Source organism: Nonomuraea sp. NPDC051191, from assembly GCF_044455665.1.
GTDB lineage: Bacteria > Actinomycetota > Actinomycetes > Streptosporangiales > Streptosporangiaceae > Nonomuraea.
This window is the reverse complement of record NZ_JBITEZ010000023.1, coordinates 126,050-142,614: the sequence shown is the minus strand read 5'-3', so window position 1 is coordinate 142,614 and position 16,565 is coordinate 126,050. Positions and strand designations below refer to the sequence as shown.

The 16,565-nt window shown below is 70.3% G+C and carries 14 protein-coding genes; 7 read left to right on the top strand and 7 right to left on the bottom strand.

Annotated features, from left to right (window positions below; translation table 11 throughout):
* Positions 1-37: 37 nt before the first annotated feature.
* The 3 genes from ACIA8R_RS46170 to ACIA8R_RS46160 are packed head-to-tail and all read right to left on the bottom strand — an operon-like array spanning position 38 to position 3,206.
* A complete protein-coding gene (locus ACIA8R_RS46170; protein ID WP_397044205.1) occupies positions 38-1,177 on the bottom strand; it encodes a flavin-containing monooxygenase in 1,140 nt (379 codons plus the stop codon).
* On the bottom strand, positions 1,174-1,788 hold the full coding sequence (locus tag ACIA8R_RS46165; RefSeq protein ID WP_397044203.1) for a hypothetical protein: 615 nt from the start codon (positions 1,786-1,788) through the stop codon (positions 1,174-1,176). The genes ACIA8R_RS46170 and ACIA8R_RS46165 overlap by 4 nt, the downstream gene beginning before the upstream one ends.
* Positions 1,785-3,206 carry an MFS transporter gene (locus ACIA8R_RS46160; RefSeq protein WP_397044201.1) on the bottom strand — a complete coding sequence of 474 codons (1,422 nt, stop codon included), beginning with the start codon at positions 3,204-3,206 and terminating at the stop codon, positions 1,785-1,787. Before ACIA8R_RS46160 ends, ACIA8R_RS46165 begins: the two co-directional genes overlap by 4 nt.
* Before the next feature lie 79 nt (positions 3,207-3,285).
* Here ACIA8R_RS46160 and ACIA8R_RS46155 point away from each other — a divergent pair, with 79 nt between their 5' ends.
* Together ACIA8R_RS46155 and ACIA8R_RS46150 are read left to right on the top strand one after the other, a co-directional pair.
* Positions 3,286-3,921 (top strand): TetR/AcrR family transcriptional regulator, encoded by a 636-nt coding sequence (locus tag ACIA8R_RS46155; RefSeq protein ID WP_397044199.1) that lies wholly within the window; start codon positions 3,286-3,288, stop codon positions 3,919-3,921.
* Between the two features lie 35 nt (positions 3,922-3,956).
* Positions 3,957-4,988 (top strand): saccharopine dehydrogenase family protein, encoded by a 1,032-nt coding sequence (locus tag ACIA8R_RS46150; protein WP_397044198.1) that lies wholly within the window; start codon positions 3,957-3,959, stop codon positions 4,986-4,988.
* A 216-nt stretch (positions 4,989-5,204) separates the two neighbouring features.
* Here ACIA8R_RS46150 and ACIA8R_RS46145 read toward each other — a convergent pair whose 3' ends face one another.
* The gene (locus tag ACIA8R_RS46145) at positions 5,205-5,768 is read right to left on the bottom strand and encodes a CGNR zinc finger domain-containing protein (RefSeq protein ID WP_397044196.1); all 564 of its coding nucleotides are present in this window, start codon (positions 5,766-5,768) and stop codon (positions 5,205-5,207) included.
* Positions 5,769-5,836: 68 nt separating this feature from the next.
* Here ACIA8R_RS46145 and ACIA8R_RS46140 point away from each other — a divergent pair, with 68 nt between their 5' ends.
* Positions 5,837-7,069 carry an MFS transporter gene (locus ACIA8R_RS46140; RefSeq protein ID WP_397044194.1) on the top strand — a complete coding sequence of 411 codons (1,233 nt, stop codon included), beginning with the start codon at positions 5,837-5,839 and terminating at the stop codon, positions 7,067-7,069.
* 250 nt (positions 7,070-7,319) lie between these two features.
* On the opposite strand, the gene ACIA8R_RS46135 is transcribed toward ACIA8R_RS46140, so the two are convergent.
* Both ACIA8R_RS46135 and ACIA8R_RS46130 read right to left on the bottom strand, forming a co-directional pair.
* Positions 7,320-8,423 carry a serine hydrolase domain-containing protein gene (locus tag ACIA8R_RS46135; RefSeq protein ID WP_397044192.1) on the bottom strand — a complete coding sequence of 368 codons (1,104 nt, stop codon included), beginning with the start codon at positions 8,421-8,423 and terminating at the stop codon, positions 7,320-7,322.
* Positions 8,424-8,984: 561 nt separating this feature from the next.
* On the bottom strand, positions 8,985-9,227 hold the full coding sequence (locus tag ACIA8R_RS46130; protein WP_397044190.1) for a hypothetical protein: 243 nt from the start codon (positions 9,225-9,227) through the stop codon (positions 8,985-8,987).
* Between ACIA8R_RS46130 and ACIA8R_RS46125 the strand changes: the two genes are divergently transcribed.
* The 4 genes from ACIA8R_RS46125 to ACIA8R_RS46110 all read left to right on the top strand — a co-directional run bounded on the left by ACIA8R_RS46125 (position 9,193) and on the right by ACIA8R_RS46110 (position 11,856).
* Complete coding sequence (locus tag ACIA8R_RS46125) at positions 9,193-10,137, top strand: Ig-like domain-containing protein (protein ID WP_397044188.1); 945 nt, start codon at positions 9,193-9,195, stop codon at positions 10,135-10,137. The genes ACIA8R_RS46130 and ACIA8R_RS46125 overlap by 35 nt on opposite strands.
* A 97-nt stretch (positions 10,138-10,234) precedes the next feature.
* Positions 10,235-10,495 (top strand): hypothetical protein, encoded by a 261-nt coding sequence (locus ACIA8R_RS46120; RefSeq protein WP_397044186.1) that lies wholly within the window; start codon positions 10,235-10,237, stop codon positions 10,493-10,495.
* Positions 10,496-10,696: 201 nt separating this feature from the next.
* A complete protein-coding gene (locus tag ACIA8R_RS46115) occupies positions 10,697-11,236 on the top strand; it encodes a hypothetical protein (RefSeq protein ID WP_397044245.1) in 540 nt (179 codons plus the stop codon).
* Positions 11,137-11,856, top strand: a complete 720-nt coding sequence (locus ACIA8R_RS46110) for a tyrosine-type recombinase/integrase (RefSeq protein ID WP_397044244.1) — start codon at positions 11,137-11,139, stop codon at positions 11,854-11,856. Before ACIA8R_RS46115 ends, ACIA8R_RS46110 begins: the two co-directional genes overlap by 100 nt.
* 218 nt (positions 11,857-12,074) lie before the next feature.
* Here ACIA8R_RS46110 and ACIA8R_RS46105 read toward each other — a convergent pair whose 3' ends face one another.
* Entirely contained in the window at positions 12,075-16,556 is a 4,482-nt protein-coding gene (locus tag ACIA8R_RS46105; RefSeq protein ID WP_397044184.1) for a caspase family protein, read from the bottom strand.
* Positions 16,557-16,565: the final 9 nt, after the last annotated feature.

Genomic DNA, 16,565 nt, shown 5'->3' with positions numbered 1-16,565 from the left:
TGGTTGAGGGATGACGTGAGTTGTCTCGGTGACTCGGTCAGGTTCGGATCGGTGTCTTGGGGCCGTTGCCGATCGCGCGGGCGATCCGCCGCGCCTCGATGGGAAGCCGGCGGAGACTGCCTTCGATCGCCGGTTGGTATCCGATGAACCAGAGTCCCGTGGTGGGCCGGTGCTTGCCCGCGTCACGGTGGGGACGGCCGTCGTGGTCGAGAACGTCGAGGTGTCCGACCAGATCGGCGAGGCCGGGGTCGTAGCCGGTGGCGGTCAGCACCATGTCCGGTTGTAGCCGGGTGCCGTCTCGTAGCACGACATCGTGGCCGTCGAGGTGGTCGACGACGGTGACGATGTGCACCCGGCCGGCGGTGAGATGCCCGACGAAGCCTTGGTCGATCGCGATGGTGACCCCGGTGGTACGCATGCGCTCGAACGGGCCTTGCCTCGGGGTGGGGAGTCCGTGGGCGCGTAGGTCGCCGAACGCGTGGTGCGCCACGGCGCGGGTGAGGCGGTCGCGGATCGGCTCTGGCAACAGACGCAGCGCGAGGGTGAGCGGGTGCAGAGGGACGCCGTACAGGTGCCGGGGCAGGATGGTCGGTGAGGTGCGCACCGACATCCATAGCTGTTGGACGCCCGCGTCGACGAGGTGGCCGGCGATCTCGACGCCGGAGTTGCCGGCGCCGACGAGCAGGACACGGGAGCCGGCGAGGTCGGCGGCGCGGCGCAAGGTGGCGACGTGCTGGATCGGCCTTTGGAAGCCTGCGCGCCCGGGCCAGTCCGGCATGGTGGGGACGCGGTCGTGGCCGGTGGCGACGATGACGTGCCGGCTGTGGTGGTGGCCGTCGTTCGTCGTGATCTGCCAGCCGCCGGCCGCGGGGTCGATCCGGCGGGCTTGAACTCCGCAACGTACGTGGAGTCGTGTGTGCCGGGTGAAGCGTTCGATGTAGTCGATGTAGTCGTCCCGGGCGACCCACCGGCCGGCGCGTCTAGGGATGGGCAGACCGGGCAGGTTGGAGAGCCAGCGGATGGTGTTCAGGCGCAGGTCTTGGTGGCGGTGACGCCAGGAGGTGCCCACCGCGTCGCCCTGCTCGAGGATGACCGGGTCGATCCGGCGCCGCCGCAGTGCGGCCGCGGCCGCCAACCCGGCCGGACCGGCTCCGATGATGACGACGGCCGGGGTCACGACGCTCGCCCTGAGGCTGGTGCGGTGAGCCTGGTTCGGGCGAGCAGGGCGAAGCCGAGCGCGTACAGGCCGGCGCCGATCACTTCGAGGATCTGGACGAACGGCGAACGCGGGCCGGCCGCGAAGATGAGAAGGCCGCCGAGCCAGTAGGTGAGCGCGCCGATGCCGAGCAACAGCGCACACCAGCGGGCTCCGCCGCGGGCGAGCGACGTGGCGAGGATGGCGTACCCGGCGGGGAAGAGCAGCAGCCCGGGCAGCACGAACAACGCCCCACCAGGGCTGAGATCGGCTGACGTGTGGACCAGTTCGGGCGCGAATCGGGCGGTGACCGGGTTGTGGGAGCCGTCGTAGACGATCAGCGCGAGCCAGGCGAGGACGCCGGCCAGCGCGGCGTGGTGCGCCGACAGGCGGCGAGCGGGGGTCAGCCTCGCCAGGGCGACTGCTTGCAGGGCCAGGCCGATGGCCTGGATGGCGTGGGTGATGCCGTATCGGTCAACGACGACAGCCATGCCATGGCCGTCGCGGGCCGGGTGCAGGATCGTGCCGAGCAGGAACAGGACGGCTCCAGCGATGGCGGTCGTCATGGTGACCGCGGAGCTGCGGGTGTTCAACGGTGTGGCCTTTCCGCCGGGTGGGCGACCGGTGTCGCCAAGGGGTTGGGGCGCAGCAGGGCGAGGGTGAGGAGGCAGCCGAGGAACGCGAGGGCTGCCGCGGCGGCGAAGCCGGTTCGCAGTCCGGCCAGGTAGCCGGCCGTACCGGTAATCGTGGAGGCCAGGACCAGGATGGCGGTTACTCCGAGGCCGGATCCGATGCGTTGGGCGGTGTTGACGATGCCGGCGGTCACCCCGGCATCGGTCTGGTCCACGGCGGTGACAGCGGGCGCGGTGACGCCCACGAATGAGGCGGGCAGGCCGATGCCGAGGATCAGTGCGGCAGGCAGCACGTCGGTGAGATAGTCCACGGTGGCGGGCAGTGTGGCGAACCAGGCCAGCGCGAGGGCTTGCAACGCGAGTCCGCCCGCCAGCAACGCAGGGGCGCCGAAGCGCTTGACGGCGGCCGGGATGACGGTTCGGGAGGCGATCAGCCCGGCTGCCGCGACCGGCAGGACCGCCAGGCCGGACCGCGTGGGACTGTAGTGCTGGGTGTTCTGCAGGTAGAGGGCGAGCAGCGCGAACGCCGGTACGTGGGCCGCGCCGACCAGCGCGTTGACGATCGCGGAGCCGGTCACCTGGCGGATCCGGAACAGCCGGAGCGGCATGAGCGGCACCGCGGCGCGCGCCTCGGCGGCGACGAAGCCGGCGAGCAGCACCAGCGCGACCGCCAGCAGGATCGCGGCCGATGTCCAGGTTCCGGGGTCGGCGAGCGCGCCGGCCGCGTACCCGAGCAGCAGCAGGCCGGTCGTGCCGAGGACGGCGCCGGGCAGGTCGAGCCGCGTGGCGGGACGCGCACGGTGCGGCGGGTCGGCGGGCAGCAGTCTCCTGATCAGCGCCAGCGCCACCACGCCCACGGGCAGGTTGATCAGGAATATCGACCGCCAGCCCAGTCCGTCGGTGAGCAGGCCGCCGGTCGCCGTGCCGATGGCGGCGCCGGCCGCGCCCATCGCCCCCCAGACCGCGAACGCCCGGCGATGGGCGGCCGGCTCGGTGAACGTCCGCGTCAGCAGCGCCAACTGGGCCGGGACCGTGACAGCGGCGCCGATGCCCTGCGCCGCGCGTGCCGCCATGAGCATCCACGGGCTGCCCGCGATTCCGGCCAGCGCCGATGCGGCGGTGAACAGGGCCAGCCCGAAGGCGAAGACTCGCCGCGCGCCGAGCAGATCGGCCGCGCGTCCGCCGACCAGCATGCAGCCGCCGAAGGCCAGCAAGTACGCGTTCGTGACCCAGGCCAGTCCCGCCTCGTCCAGTCGCAGGCCGGCGCCGATGCTCGGCAGCGCGATGTTCACGACGGTGGTGTCCAGGAAGACCACCAACTCCACCGCAGTGATCAACACCAGCGCGGCCGTGTGACCCGTCATGGTGCGGTTGCCCATACATCACCTCTTTCGCTAGAGCGATACTCCAGCGAAGAGTGCACTAGAGTGATGCTCTAGTCAAATGAGGAGATCGCCGGTGACCCGACCCAAGCCCGGAGTGCGCGCGGCCAAGACGGCCCAGACCCGCGCACGCATGCTCACCGCCGCCCGTGAGCTGTTCGCCGAACGCGGCTACACCGCCACGAGCATGCAGGCCATCGCGACCCAAGGCGGCGTGGCCGTGCAGACGCTGTACTTCACCTTCGAGACCAAACGCGCGATCCTCAAGGAGCTGCTCGACGTCGAGGTGGCCGGCGACGACGCCCCGGTCGCCACGCTCGACCGGCCGTGGGTCGCCGAAGCGCTCGCCGCGCCGCCGCCGGAGCTGCTGCGCCGGCTCGCCGAAGCCACCGCCGACATCCATGCCCGGGTGGCGCCGCTACTGGAGGTCGTCCGCTCGGCAGCCGCCACGGACCCGGAGATCGCCGAGCTGTGGCGCACCAACATCACGCAACGGCACACGGTCCTGGCCGTGTTCACCGGCGCCCTGGCCGCCAAGAACGCGCTGCGCGCCGACCTCAACGCACTTCGCGCCGCGGACACCGCCCTCGCCGTCCTGGCGCCGGAGACCTACCACCTCCTCACCCGCTATCGGGGCTGGAGTGACCCCGTCTGGACCGACTGGGCGGCCCGGACGCTGATCGACACCCTGCTTGCGCGACCGAATGACTAGTGTCATGCTCTAGCGAAATACAGGAGGTTGGTCTGATGTCCGGGATTCTCGTGATCGGTGGCTATGGCGCGGTCGGCGCCCAGGTTTCGACGACCTTGGACGGGTGGTTTCCCGGCCAGGTCATCGCCGCCGGACGCAATCCCGACGGCGCCCGCCTTCCCGACACCGTGCGAAGGGCCCGGCTCGACCTGGCCGACATCGGCGGCCTGGAGCGGCTTCTCGACCTCGACCCCATCACAGCGGTCGTCCTCTGCGTCGAGCCGGCCGACGCCACTGTGGCCGAGACCTGCCTGTCCCGCGGCATCCACCTGGTCGATGTCGGCGCCTCCGACCACCTGCTGCGCCAGGTGGAAGACCTCACCGACCGGGCCACCGTCAGCGGGGCGACCGGGGTCCTCAGCGTCGGCCTCGCGCCAGGACTGACGAACCTGCTCGCTCGGCGCGTGCACGACCGTGTCGGCGGCGCACAGCGCATCGACATCACCGTGCTGCTCGGTGCCGGTGAACGACACGGCGCGGACGCGGTGGCCTGGACCGTGGCCCGGCTCGCCCAGCCCGCCGGCGCCCGCCCGCGGCGATACGTCATGCCCGGCTACGGCCGCCGCATCGCCTACCCCTTGGACTTCTCCGACCAGCACAGCTTGCGACGGACCCTCGGCGTGCCCAGGGTCGCCACCCGGATGTGCCTCGACTCCGCGTTCTCCACCACACTGCTGGCGGGCCTGCGCCGGCTCGCCGTCTTCCGCGTCGACCGGCGCCCCGCGCTGCGCCATCTCATCACCGCCGCGCTGTCGCGGGTGCACATCGGAGGCGACGGCTTCGCCGTTCGCGTCGACGCGGTCAACGGCGACCGGCACGCCGCGCTCGCCCTCACTGGCAATGGCCAGAGCCGTGCCACCGCCCTCGTCGCCGCACACGTCACCCGCACAGTCCTCGCCGGCGCGCTGCCCACCGGCGTCCACCACATCGACCAGCTACCGGCCCTGGCCGGCATCCCCGAGCAACTGGCCGCACACGGCATCCTCCGCACATCATGCCGGGCTGACAGAAGGCGAAGCACTTCCTGACCGGGGACCGGTTGACGGTCTTGAGAACTGGGGTGTGAGCAGCCGTAACCCCACCAGCAGGTCGCGAGCGAGGTCCGCGCATGGGCGTCTCCGCCCACCGCGGGGCCGTGCCGACTCACCCCCCTGGACATCAAGCCTTACCTGGCCGAGTTCGCGCCCGCCGACCGGCATCCGGCGTAGGCGTGCCGTCTCATGCGCGAGCACGACCAGACTCGATCAGGAATGGCGGCGGCTGCGGTAGGCGGCGGTCTTGGCGCGAGCCGTACATGCCGCGCTGCAGTAGCGGCGCGAGGCGTTGCGGGTCAGGTCGATGTAGACCGCCTCGCACTGGTGCGCCGCGCACTGTCCGAAGCGATCTGGGCCGTAGCCGTCCACGATGAGGGCGAGCGCTGTGGCGAACTCGCCGCCCAGGGCCTCCACCGGGGTGCCGCCCGAACCGTGGAAGTGCAGATGGAACGGCTGGCCGACATCCTCGGCCAGGTACGGTTGCGCGCCGTACCTGCGGATCATGGCGTTGATGCGGGCCGCCTGGTCCGCTGGATGCTCGGCCAGCAGCGCCTGCCGCAGTTCGGTGCCCAGCTCGGCCAGGCGCCGTCCTGAGCCCGGGATCGCGCGCAGGGCCGCACTCGCGTGATCGCTGAGCTGGGCGGCGAACGTCGTGGCCAGGTCCTCGTCTGCCGGCGGCTGCACCGAGGCGCCGCCCCGCCAGTGCGCCGTGGCCAGGTTGACCAGCTCGGCGATCAGCGGAGCCTGCCGGGTTACGTTACAGGCTATTTGCACTTGACTAGTAACATCCCCTCTGTGTGTCATAGGCATAATCCAGTTAGATAGTAACGGAGCCGCCATCCATGTTCGCGCCCTATCGACGCCTGCTCGCCCAGCCTGGCGTCCCTCACCTGCTCGTCACCGGGTTCGTCGTCAAGCTGGGCACGCCCGTGCTCAGCCTCGCCCTGCTGCTGGCCGCCGTCGACCGGCTCGGCTCCTACGCCGACGCCGGCCTCGTACTCACCGGACACGCGCTGGCCCTGGCCCTGTGCGCGCCACTCGGCGGGCGCATCGCCGACCGGTACGGCCCCCGCCCGGCCCTGACCGGCTACCTGGCCGCCCATGCCCTCGCCTACGGCCTCCTTCTCCTGGCCTCGCCTGCGCTGATGATCGGCGCCGCGGTACTGCTGGGCGCCACCACCCCACCCGCCGGATCGGTCATCAGAGGCACTTGGCCACGCCTCGTCCCCGCCGCCTCCCTGCCCGCCGCCTATGCGGTGGACAATGCCGTCAACGAGCTGACGTTCATCGCTGGCCCCCTGCTTGTGCCGGTCCTGACCCTGGCCGTTCCGGCTCGCGGCGTGGTGGCCGCCGCCGGCGCCGCCGTCCTGCTCGGCACCGCGCTCCTCCTGGCCTCCCCCGCGGTACGGCGAGCAGCGCCCACCCCACCGGGCAGGCTCCGCCTGGCCGGGCCGCTCACCCACCGGCCTACGGTCCTGCTGCTGGCCATCGCCGCCTGCGGCACCTTCACCTTCGGCTGCCTGCGCATCGCCACGGTCGCCTCGGCCACCACCTTCGGCTCGGCGGCCGCCGCCGGTGTGCTGATGGGCCTGCTGTCGGCCGGCGCCCTCCTCGGCACCCTCGGGTACGGCGCGCGGAGCTGGCCCGTCACCGGCCGGCGCGTGCTCGTCCTGCTCTCGCTCGCCGAGGCTGCCATCCTGCTCGGCGGCGCGTGGGCGCCCGGCTTCGTGACGCTCGCCGTACTGATCACTCTGATCGGGCTGGTGACCGGGCCGCGCGACGCGGTCGTGCCGGCCCTGCTCGCCGACCACGCCCCCGCCCAATACCGCACCGAGGTCTTCGCCTGGCTCAACACCTTCATGTGGGCCGGCTACGGCCTGGGCACCGCCGTAGCCGGCCGGCTCACCGGTCCCCATGACACCGGCGCCTCCGCCTTCGTCGCCGCCGCCGTCGCAGCCGTGGCAGGCGCGATCCTGGCAGCCGTCGCCACTCGGATCGCCTCGCCTCTGCCGACACTCTCCGCGGTGCCGGCCGAAGGCCCTTCCCGTGAAGCTGACCACGTAGCTGACAACTGAGACCAAGACAGGGGCCGCAGGTGTGTCCAGCGCGGGCGCGAGACCTGGCCCGTACACCACGTGGCCGCGCCTGCTCCCACGCCTGGCCGTCCAGCAGCCGGGCTCGCGGATCGCTCCACCGCTCCGAGCCCCGCCCGCTGAGCGGTAGCCGTCGCCATTGTACGGGCAGGCCACAGCCGGGCCCAGGCCGTCTGGATCAGGTGAATCCCACGCTCCGGACGCCCTGGGCACCGTGCTTCCGGTGTGATGGTCAGGGCGTGCAGAACTCGACCTCCATGAGGTGGTTGATGGCCTGGTCGGTGGCGGCGTCGTCGCGGGAGTGCAGGGCGTTGGCGGTGACGGTGAGGTCGCGCCGGTCGTTGTGGAAGCTGTAGGTGGCGTAGCCCGGGATGTGGCCCTTGTGTCCCCAGACCTGGATGCCGCAGGGGAGGGTGAGCTTCATCAGGCCCAGGCCGTAGTCCAGGCCAGGACCTGGCACGGTGCGCTCCATCTGCGCCAGCAGGGAGCGAGGGAGGATCTCGCCGTGGGTGAGAAGGAAGTAGAAGAGGTTGAGGTCGGCGGCTGTGGAGATGACGCCGCCGGCCGCCCAGGCATGGGAGGTGTCGGAGCGGGTGATGTCTTCCAGGTCGCCGTTCTCGTCGGTGGTGTGGCCGTTGAGGTGGGTGCCGGGGATGGTGCGTTCGGTGGCGGGCAGGAAGGTGTTGCGCAGCAGGTAGCGGCGGAAGATGCGTTCGTCCAGGGCGCGGGACAGGGTCTGGCCGGTGATCTTTTCGGCGAGCAGGCCGAGGGCGATGTAGCCGGTGTTGGAGTAGGCCCACTGGCCGCCGGGGGCGGAGGTGAGGGGCAGGGCGATGCCGCGGTCGATGAGCTGCTGGGGTGTGTAGGTGGTGGTGGCCAGGCGGCGGAAGCCTGCCGGGCTGTCTTCCCAGGTGGCGGCGTAGTCGCCGGTGCCGCTGGTGTGGTTGAGCAGCATGCGGATGGTGATCTGTTCGCCGCGTGGCAGCAGGCCGGGCAGGTACTCGGCCATCGGGGTATCCAGGCCGATCCTGCGCTGGCCGGCCAGTTGCAGGATGAGGGTGGCGACGAAGGTCTTGGTGACGCTGCCGATGCGCCAGCGTGCGCCTGCTGGGACCGGGGTGCCGTGGAGGTCGTTGCTGCCGCTGGTGCCGGCCCAGGTGCCGCTTCCGTCGCGGACTTCGGCCAGGGCGCCGGGGGCTCCGCTGGTGGCGATGGCATCCAGTGCGGTCTGCAGATCGGTGCGCTGGGGAGCGGCCTGGGCCGGCGCGGGCCCCAGCAGGAGGGGCAGGGACAGGACCAGGGATAGGGGGAGGGCGAGCAGGGCGCGAGGTGTCATGTCTGCTGGTTCTCCAGGGGGCGGCCCGCTGTGGCGGGCACGGTACGAAGTGAAGGCGGGCGTTGAACAGCGGGCCCCGCCGTCACGTGGGGCGCGCGATCTTGTGGCTGATCGAAGTGTTGCGTCCGACATCCCCCTCTTCGCACTCTGTATTCATCAAATTACAAAGAGTCACGGCCCGGATAGGGTTCGCCATCGTTCCGGCAAGTTCGCCCCTTCCGGTGTCACGAGGCGGGCGTGCCGTCGCACCCCGGCCGGCGCACACCCCGGCCGCGTTACTCCCACTTGAGATGACCGGGCGGACCCCCTTGTTCTACCCAGTCAACTACAGATAGTTATTTCTTAACTACTGACAGCGAGGATGACAAGTTGAACCCCACACTGCGTCTCCGGCGCCGCCTCGCCTCTCGAGCCAGGATCATGACGACGGCGACCATCACAGGAGCCCTCCTGCTTCCCCTGCTCGCCGCGACCTCCCCCGGCGCAAGCCGACGCTTCCGCTACCGTACGCAGAACGGTCCACCAGGCCGCCGGTCCCTGCGTCCGGCACGGCTGGGCCAACTACCCCGTCGAGTACTCCTGGAAGAACGCGCTCGGCTGGCGGCTCGGCAACGGCAACATCTCCGTCACCACCTCGCCCAGCCTGTGGGGCGGCCAGATCGCACCGGGCAGCACCTTCACCCTCACCGTCCGGTCGCCGGGAGGCAAAACCGACCCTGGGCCAACCGTCATCACCTTCCGCGTCAACCCCGGCACCGTCGGGCGCAGCATGACCATCCGGCCCAGCGGCATCAGCAGCGTCATCGCGCTCCCCAGTCAGCTCGGCAACAACGCCGCCGCGCCGCCCATCCAGATCGTCAGCGGCAACTCCATCTCGCCCACCAACGCCGCCGACGACACCGCCTCCACCACCGACAACACGCCCGTCACCGTGCCCGTCCTGGCCAACGACACCGGGACCGCGCCGACGATCAGCGCCGTCACCCAGCCCGCCTACGGCAAGGTGACCGTCTCCGGCGACAGGCTGATCTACACCCCGGACAAGGACCGCGCCGGCACCGACACCTTCTCGTACACCATCGAGACCGCCTGCGGCACCAGCACCGCCACGGTCACCGTCACCGTCGACTGCACCCGCCAGCCGATCAACCTGGTCAACGGCAGCTTCGAGACCCCGCCGGTGACCCGCTACCAGATCCTGCCCGACGCCTCCACCAACCCCGCCGTCGGCTGGCACACCACCGCCGGCGACCGCAAGCTGGAGTTCTGGCACACCGGCTTCCAAGGCGTCCCGGCCGCCGACGGCCGGCAGTTCGCCGAACTCAACGCCAACGAGGCCTCCACCCTCTACCAGGACGTCCCCACCGTCCCCGGCACCGTGATGACCTGGTCGCTCTACCACCGCGGCCGCCTGGGCACCGACGTCATGCGGGTCCTCATCGGCACCCCGACCGCCACCATCCCCCAGAACCCGGACGGCGCATCCTCTCCCGACATCTCCGACGACAACAACGCCTGGGGCCACTACACCGGCACCTACGTCGTCCCCGCCGGTCAGACCGTCACCCGCTTCGCCTTCGAGTCGGTGTCGGCGGCAGGCGGAAGGCCGACGTTCGGCAACTTCCTCGACGGAGTGGTGTTCCAGACGCCGTCCTGCCTGCCCATGAACGGCAACGCCGCATCCAGGAACGCCGCCAAGGCGCACCGCCGGTAAGGCGTGGGCCGGCCAGGAGCACAGGACTGAAGTCGCGACTCAGCAAGAGGGCGACCTGCGAAAGATCCGCGCCTTCCGGGCATGTCGGCCAGGAACGTTGTGGCAGATCACGATCAAGCGCGGGCACGCCCAGGACGCCGGCGGGCCGGCCGTCCACGGCGGCCAGGATCGGCGTGCGGCCGGTGCGGGCCAGCCGCTCGGCGGCGGGGGCGAGCACACCGGCGTCGATGCCCTGTCCGGTGACCGATTCGAAGTCGGCCGGGTCACTGAGCGGCAGGCCGTGTTCGGTGGCGCCGTCCACCACCGCGCGTGCGAGGGGATGCTCCAAGACGCGCTCGGCCACGGCGGCCAGGCGTAGCACCTCCTGGACCGTCCACGCGCCGTGTAGGCCTTCGAGGAGGCTGGGTGTAGGAATTAGCGGTAGCGACCTGGGGCTTCTTGGGGTGCCGGTAAGAAACGTGTCATGAGCCCCAAACGAGCGTGATCGGGGAACAAGGCCCAGGGTTGGCCAGACCGTTTCTCTTCAGGAAATGACCCTTCTGTGAAGTAACTTGGTCCCATGAGCATCCCCCAGGCCGCCAGCCCCGGCCAGGATCGCCGCAAAAACACTTCACGAAAGATAGTCGATCTTCGTGACGAGCTCGCTGAGGCCGACGACAGCCTGGTGATGTGGACACAGCGGTATCTGGATCTGGCCGTGCGCGGAGTCCGCTCCGCCGAAGTCGAAGCAAAGATCACCCGGCACCTGCAGCGGTTCGCCGACTGGCTGGCCGACGGGCTCGGCCACGACCGCCTCTCCGCAGTCACTCCCCGCGAGGTCGCCGCCTGGCGCGACCACCTGTCCGACCACGGCAACACCCGCCACACCGCCAGCGCCGGACCGATGGCCCCGGCGACCGTCAACAACCATCTGGCCCATCTGTCGGCGCTGTTCTCCTGGATCATCGTGCACGCCCCGGCCGCCCTGCTGCGCAACGGCGACCCACCAAGAAGGTCGACCTGCTGCGCCTGCCCGCTCCGCAGGTCCGCGCGCTGGCCGCCGCCCAGGTCCGCACCGTCAAGAATGTTCTGGACCGCATCGAAGACTTCCACCAGCTGACCGGACGCCGCCACGGCGGCACCACCGGCAAGCCCACGCTGCACCGCCACGCCCGCCCGCTGCGCGACCGCGCCATCGTCCACCTGATCCTGTCCACCGGACTGCGCCGCGCCGAACTCGTGGGCCTGGACCTGGCCCAACTCGACCCGTGCGACCCGGCCGAGCTGCGCCGGGTCAAGAAGGCCGCGCTCACCGGGGTGCGCGGCAAGGGCCGTACTGTCCGCACCGTGTTCGTCGGCCGCGACGCCCGGCACGCTCTGGCCGACTACCTGGACCAGGAACGGCCCGGCGACGCCGACCCGGTCAGCGACGCCCTGTTCCTGGCCTCATCCTCGATCGCCGCCCGCAGACCCGGTGGCCGGCTCTCGCCGCGTTCGGTCAACACCATCGTCGACCAGGTCGGCCGCCTCCACGACGCCCAGACCAGCGACCGCGAACGCCATCTCGGCGCCTTGCGGCCGCACGACCTGCGCCACACCTTCGGCTACCGGCTCTCCGAGGCCTCCGGCCACAACCGGGCCGAACTCGAACGCCGCCTCGGCCACGCCAACGACCGCTACCTTCGCCTGTACACCAACCCACCCGACGACATCGCCGCCGGCTACGTCGAAGACCTGTGAAATGGCCAGGCGCTTGGAGGCTCATCCGCCGACAACGGACCTGAACGGTATGTTCCGGGGCTCGGTCTTCAACGTCAGCGCCGACCTGCCGGAATGGGCTTAGCGTACGTTCTCGTTCCAGCGCCAGTACTGGTCCCCCAAACCAGAGGGCGTGGCAGGTACTTGATCTCTCTCGGATCGCCGACCATCCGTGTGCGGACTGATCAAGAAGAAAGCGATCAAGGTCGCGCGATAGTCCGCCCAGGGCACACCTGCCGGAACGCATCGTCAGGCCCGACGTGCTCAACCCACTCCTCCGAGGTCAGAGGCCGAGAAGCCTGTGCGCAAACGCCCCCGAGCAGGTCGGCGGGCAGCGACGGGAGCCAAACCTGAAGCAGGTCGCCGCTTCCGGTGAGGATGACGGGTTGGCCGTTGAACTGGCCCCCAGTCACCGCCGACACCCAGTGAGCCGCGTCTATCTGGTGCACACGCTGCCCGTCGCCGGCGTCCCAGATCTCGATCTTGCCGCGGCCGCTGCCGTCGCCCCCGCTGGAGATGATCGCCGGGTTGCCGTTGAACTGCCCGGCCGCCACTGCCGACACCGAACCGGTCGCGTCCATCGCGTGCAGTTGGCGGCCGCCGTTGGCGTCCCAGATCTCTATCCTGCCCGTGTACGTGGTGCCGCTGGGCCTGACGCCCCCGGAGATGATCGCCGGCCTGCCGCCGAACTGCCCCATGGCCACCGAGTGCACCGCGCCCGCCAGGTCCATCGCGTGGAGCGACTGCCCGCTGGCGGCGTCCCAGACCTCCACCGTGCCGCCGCCGCTGCCATCGTCACCGCCGGAGATGATCACGGGCTTGCCGTTGAACTGTCCCATGGCGACCGAGGCGACCGCACCGGCGGCGTTCATCGCGTGCAGGCGCTGGCCGTCCGCGGCGTCCCAGATCTCCACCCGGCCGACGCCATCGACGAAGCTGTCGGTGCTGGAGATGATGACGGGCTTGCCGGCGAACTGTCCGAAGGCGACTGCGGACACCCAGCCGGTCGCGTCCATCGCGTGCAGGCGGCGGCCGCCGTTGGCGTCCCAGACCTCCACCCTGCCGGTGTATCCGTTGTTCTCATCGTTGTGTCTGACGCCGCCGGAGATGATCGCGGGCTTGCCGCCGAACTGTCCCATGGCGACCGCGAACACTGCACCGGCCGTGGCCATCGTGTGCAGGCGTTGCCCGCTGACGGTGTCCCAGACCTCCACCCCGCCCGCGGAGCTGACGCTACCGCCGGTGCCGGTGATGATCACGGGCTGGCCGTCGAACTCTCCCATGGTCACCCCGGCCAGCGCACCATCCGCATCCATCGTGTCCATCGCGTGCAGGCGCTGACCACTCACCGCGTCCCAGATCTCGACGTCACCGCGGTCCCACCCGTCGCTGCCGGAGATGATCGCGAGCTTGCCGCCGAACTGTCCCATGGTCACCGCGGACAACGAACCCGTCGCATCCATGACCTGCAGTCGCTGCCCGCTGACGGCGTCCCAGATCTCCAGCAGGCGCTCGGACTTCTCGTGGACGTTCCTCTCGCCGCCGCCGGAGATGAGCACAGGCCGGCCGTTGAACTGTCCCAAACTGACCGACGAGACCGAATCGGCCGTGGTCATCGCGCGCAGGCGCCGGCCACCGTTGGCGTCCCAGACCTCGATGGTGTCGCCGCTACCGGTGATGATCACGGGTGCGCCGTTGAGCTGCCCCGTGGTCACCGAGGCCATCCCGCCGGCCGTATCGATCGCGTGCAGTCGCTGACCACTCACCGCGTCCCAGATCTCCAGTTGGCCGTCTTCGCTGTTCCTGCCGGAGATGATCGCGGGCTTGCCGTTGAACTGGCCCGTCGTGACCGTGGACAGCCAGCCGCCGGTGTTGATCGCGAGCAGCCGCCGGCCGCCGTCGGTGTCCCAGATCTCGATCGTGCCGCCCTTCTCGCCGCTGCTGCTGGCGGAGATGATCGCGGGTTCGCCGTCGAACTGTCCCATGGTCACCGCGGACAAGGAATCCGCCGCATTCAAGACCTGGAGTCGCTGCCCGCTGACGGCGTCCCAGATCTCGACCTTGCCGCTGCTGCTGGCGGAGATGATCGCGGGCTGACCGTTGAACTGCCCCATGACCACCGACACGACCGCACTGGCCGCGTCCATCACCTGCATTTGCCTGCCGTCGGTGGCATCCCAGATCACCAGCTTTCCGCGGCCGCTGTCGCTGTAACCGCCGCCTGCGATGATTGCGGGCTTGCCGCCGAACTGCCCCATGGTCAGCGTGTACACCGCGATGACCACGGTGGACAGAACCCTCCTTCGAGGATCGGCCCAGGCCCTGGCCAGGCTGTACCGAGCCGCGGAGGTCCCGCTCAGCGAGAACGCCGCCGCCGCGAGGAGCCTGGACAGCTCGGGATCGGTATCAGCGGCCTCCACGCTCTGCGTGGCGACCTTCTGCGAGATCGCGGCCAGCCGCTGTCGTTCTGCCTCGTCGGCGGTGCTCCGGGCGTTCACCGTGATGCCGATCGAGGCGAGCAACGCCACGGCCAAGGAGGCGGCCACGACGCCGATGCCCCACTTCCTAGCCCGCTTCGCCCGCTCCCGGGCCGCGACGCTGGTGCGCAGGAACCGCGCGGAGCGCTCGGAGAGCGGCGGGAAGCCGGCCGGATCCGCCTCCCACTGCGTCCTGGCCTCCTGTGCGGCGGCCAGGCGGTTCCCGCTGTAGAGATAGGACGGGTCCTCCTCGTGGTCGGCCCAGTGCCTGGCCTGCCGATCGAGCTGCTGCCGGGCCAGCAGCGTTGCCCGGTTGACGTTGATCCACTCGCGGAGCCGGGGCCACGCGCGGATCAGCGCCTCGTGACTGATCTCGATGGTGTTGGCGTCCACGGTGAGCAGCCGGGCTCTGACGAATCGGTCGAGCGCCTGCCAGGTGTCATCGCGGTCGTCGGCAATGGGCAGCAGGTCGTCGAGGGGGATCCTGATGCGGGTGTCGTCGGTGCTCTCGCCGAGCCCCACCAACCGTGGCAGCAATTGGCGGATGGCCCGCTGCCCGGGGAGGTCCAGTGCGGCCAGGGTCGCATCGGCGGTCTTGGCCAGCGCCTGGCTGACTCCTCCGGCGGCCCGATAGCCGCTGACGGTCAGCACGCCGCCTTCCCTACGCTGCCAGGTGGCCAGCAGCGCGTGCGACAGCAGCGGCAAAACGCTGCTGGAACCGCTGATGCCCAGGTCAACGCCGATGTCCTCAAGCAGCAGATCGACCAGGGCGGGCTGCACGGTGAGCCCGGCCACCCTGGCGGGTTCCTCAATGGCCATCCGCAGCTGGGCCACGGTCATCGGGGTGACGACGACCGGCCGATCCAGGCCGGCCGCCAGCTCGGGGTAGCCGACGCAGGTACCGAAGAAGTCGGCGCGGACACTGATGACCACCGCCGCGACCGAGCACGCCGCGTGCAACACGGCGAGGAAGGCGCACCGCTGCGACTCGTCCTTGCATTGGGTGAAGATCTCCTCGAACTGGTCCACGATGAGAACTCGCTCGCCCGATCCGTCGAGGAGTTCCCGGAGGCGACCTGGGTCGGCCAGGAGCGTCTCCCTCAACTCACCGGGTGACGAACCTGCCAGGGCCGCGAACCGGTCGCCCAGCGTGCTGACCGGATCCTGGCCAGGAGTGAACACCATCACGCTGGTCCCGGGGGCGTGCTCGAGCGCGGGCATCAGCCCGGCCCGCAGCAGCGAGGATTTGCCCGCCCCCGAGGGGCCGACCACCATCAGGAACTCCCGGCAGGTCAGCTGCCCGGCGACCCGATCGACCAGCTGCGCGGTCAGCTCGGACCGGCCGAAGAAGACCTCGGCGTCCTGCGGACCGAACGAGGTCAGCCCGAGATAGGGGCTGATCTCGCCGACCTGCTCGCCGGACTCGCCGGAGTGGGCCGAATTGACGGCCAGGCGTTGCCGATCGCCGAACCCGGTGGCCTGCCGGCGCGGCGCGGGCAGGCCTCGCTCACTGAGCCTGCGCGACAACGATCGGTGCACGTCGTCGAGGGTCAGGTACGGCCCGGCAGCCGGATCACCGCCGGCGAGCAGATCGATCAACGCCCCGGAGAAGATGGTGTGCCGTTCACCCTCCAGCGCCCAGGCCGCCTCGTCCCGGCCCGCTGCTGCCAGCACGTAGCTGCCGTGCCGGGAGGCGGCGAACACCTGATCGATGCCAGGCTGGATCACCGTTTGTGCTCGCCCGGAAAAGCAGCAGTCCAGCACGATCAGGACGAGCTGCGCGCGGCACTCCGACAGCACGTCGCTGACCGTGGAGTACGGCAGGGCCTGATGGCTGGCGATCCCCTGGGTCAGGTCCACGGTCGAAAAGGTGCCCAGGTGCAGCTCTCCGCGCGGACTGATCAGACCGTGGCCCACGTAGTAGAACACCAGCACGTCGTCCGCCTGCTCGACGACGTCGACCAGCGCGGAGCCGAACTCCTGGGGATCCCTCGGGTTCACCAGCGTGGTCAGGTGGGCCGGATCGAGTCCGGTCCGTTCGGTCAGGTGGCGGCCCAGGTCGACGACCGTTCGTTCGACCGCTGGTACGGCCCGCAGGCGCGACTGGGCGACATAGGCCCCGGATCCGACGACAAGCACCCGGGCACCCGGCCGGGCCAGCATCAATCCATGTAGCTCATCCGGTGGCATCCCCTGCTCCGGCATCGTCCAGAA

Bases quoted from the DNA above. Each gene is read 5' to 3' on its own strand.
- ACIA8R_RS46105 (WP_397044184.1), bottom strand. From the start codon at position 16,556: ATGCCGGAGCAGGGGATGCCACCGGATGAGCTACATGGATTGATGCTG.
- ACIA8R_RS46150 (WP_397044198.1), top strand. From the start codon at position 3,957: ATGTCCGGGATTCTCGTGATCGGTGGCTATGGCGCGGTCGGCGCCCAG.
- ACIA8R_RS46115 (WP_397044245.1), top strand. From the start codon at position 10,697: ATGAGCATCCCCCAGGCCGCCAGCCCCGGCCAGGATCGCCGCAAAAAC.
- ACIA8R_RS46160 (WP_397044201.1), bottom strand. From the start codon at position 3,206: ATGGGCAACCGCACCATGACGGGTCACACGGCCGCGCTGGTGTTGATC.
- ACIA8R_RS46125 (WP_397044188.1), top strand. From the start codon at position 9,193: ATGACCATCCGGCCCAGCGGCATCAGCAGCGTCATCGCGCTCCCCAGT.
- ACIA8R_RS46135 (WP_397044192.1), bottom strand. From the start codon at position 8,423: ATGACACCTCGCGCCCTGCTCGCCCTCCCCCTATCCCTGGTCCTGTCC.
- ACIA8R_RS46130 (WP_397044190.1), bottom strand. From the start codon at position 9,227: ATGACGCTGCTGATGCCGCTGGGCCGGATGGTCATGCTGCGCCCGACG.
- ACIA8R_RS46140 (WP_397044194.1), top strand. From the start codon at position 5,837: ATGTTCGCGCCCTATCGACGCCTGCTCGCCCAGCCTGGCGTCCCTCAC.